Here is a 2,139-nt window from a genome sequence, read left to right as displayed (position 1 = left end):
TGCTGATGAAACAAAACTTGCTGAGCTAATGACAACCATTCACGGCATCGACTACAACATCAAAAACCTGAAATCGTGGATGAGCAAAGATAAGAAAAAGATCTCTCCTTTATTTCAACCTGCGACAGGTTTTGTGCAATATCAACCGCTGGGGATTATTGGCATTATTTCGCCTTGGAACTATACCGTGTCTTTATCAATGGGCCCTCTTGTCGCTGCTTTGGCTGCAGGTAACAGATCCATGATCAAGATGTCAGAGTTTACACCGCAGACCTCTGCACTAATCGAGCAACTAATCTCCGACACCTTTCCTCAAGATCTGGTTGCGATTGTTCAGGGTGATGCAGAAGTCGCGACTGAGTTCTCTAGCATCCCATGGAACCATTTACTGTTTACCGGTTCAACGGCTGTTGGCCGCCATGTAATGAAAGCAGCGGCGGCTAACTTAACACCCGTCACGCTTGAGCTTGGCGGCAAATCTCCAACAATCATCTCTGACGATGTCAATATGGACGATGCAACACAGTCAGTTGTTTTTGGTAAGGCTTTTAATGCTGGCCAAACCTGCATTGCACCTGACTACATTCTTTGTCCAGAGCACCGCCTGGAGCATTTCGTTGATCGATTCCAACACTTCTTTGCCAAGATGTACCCAACGCTGAAGCACAACACTGACTTCACCAGCGTAGTCGATGAACGACAGCTCGCACGCCTGCAATCTTACCTGGACGATGCAAAAAGCAAAGGCGCAACGATTATTGAGTGCAACCCGGCTGACGAAGATATGCAAACCGGTACACGTAAGATGCCTATCCACCTGGTGCTAAATGCCACTGATGATATGCTAGTGATGCAAGAAGAACTCTTTGGCCCAATCCTGCCAATCCTACCCACTAAGTCGCTAGACCAAGCTCTGGACTTCATTAATGATCGCCCTCAGCCCTTGGCGCTTTACTATTTTGGAATGGACAAAGACGAACAGCAATATGTACTAGAACAAGTTCGAGCTGGCGGCGTCTGCATTAACGACACAGTCTCTCACTTTGCTCAAGAAGACTTACATTTTGGCGGCGTTGGTGAATCAGGTATGGGCTCCTACCACGGCGAGCAAGGCTTCCTGACCTTCTCTCATGCAAAATCAGTATTCTGCAAGAATCATTTCAACAGTACCAAGTTTGCCTACCCTCCTTTTGGTACCTTGATTCATAAGGCCTTATTCTCTATTTTCTTACGATAAGCTAGCTCCTTATAGAGATAACCCTTCAAATGCGCTGTCTATCTTGCCAGCGCAGACTTCTTGTTTACAACAAGCTGACTAGCAACCCACCCGAAATTTGGTTACTATTCCGCCCCTTCTTTAGTTCTTGGTTGTCTATACTTCCAATACTGTAAAATTGACTTAGGCACTGCAATCGTATTCCGCAGCTTCAGGAGTAAGACCCCCTATGAATACTGTCGTTTATCCTGGCACTTTTGACCCAATTACTAACGGCCATACCAATCTTGTAGAGCGTGCTGCAAAGCTTTTTGATCGCATTATTATTGCTGTCGCAGCCAGCCCAAAAAAGAACCCTATGTTTCCACTTGAAAAACGGGTTGAACTGGCAAAGGACGTTTTGGCTCATCTCGATAATGTAGAAGTCATTGGCTTTGACTGCTTATTGGCCGAGTTTGTAAAAGAGCACAAGGTCAACGTTATTCTACGCGGTTTACGTGCTGTTTCAGACTTTGAATTCGAATTTCAACTAGCGGATATGAATCGGCGCTTGATTCCTGAAGCAGAAAGCTTGTTTCTTACTCCTGACAACCACCTCTCTTATATCTCTTCCACTTTAATTAGGGAAATTGCCTCTTTGGGCGGTGATGTTTCAGAGTTTGTAGCGCCAGCCGTCATTAAGGCCTTAGAAGAGCGATAGCAGGATAGTATTTTGACCTTTAACCCCACTTTTATCAGATCATAGCAGAGGTATTTTTCATGGCATTAATGATCACAGATGACTGTATAAATTGCGACGTGTGCGAGCCTGAGTGTCCCAATGAAGCCATCGCACCCGGTGAAGATATATATATTATTGACCCGAGCAAGTGCACCGAGTGTGTCGGCCATTACGACGAACCACAATGTGTCGAAGTATGCCC

At 45.5% G+C, this 2,139-nt stretch carries 3 protein-coding genes; all 3 read left to right on the top strand.

Annotated features, from left to right (window positions below; all coding sequences use genetic code 11):
- A partial coding sequence (locus tag A3761_RS00480; RefSeq protein ID WP_068749623.1) for a coniferyl aldehyde dehydrogenase occupies window positions 1–1,237 on the top strand: 1,237 nt, incomplete at its 5' end.
- A gap of 208 nt (window positions 1,238–1,445) precedes the next feature.
- Window positions 1,446–1,916, top strand: coding sequence for a pantetheine-phosphate adenylyltransferase (gene coaD / locus A3761_RS00475; RefSeq protein ID WP_068514537.1), 471 nt, complete (start codon window positions 1,446–1,448; stop codon window positions 1,914–1,916).
- A 59-nt stretch (window positions 1,917–1,975) separates the two neighbouring features.
- Window positions 1,976–2,139 (top strand): YfhL family 4Fe-4S dicluster ferredoxin (locus A3761_RS25340; RefSeq protein ID WP_082870132.1); only part of this gene is annotated, 164 nt, incomplete at its 3' end.

Source organism: Oleiphilus sp. HI0123, assembly GCF_001635315.1.
Note: the sequence above shows the minus strand (reverse complement) of the source record. Positions and strands in the feature narration are given on the sequence as shown.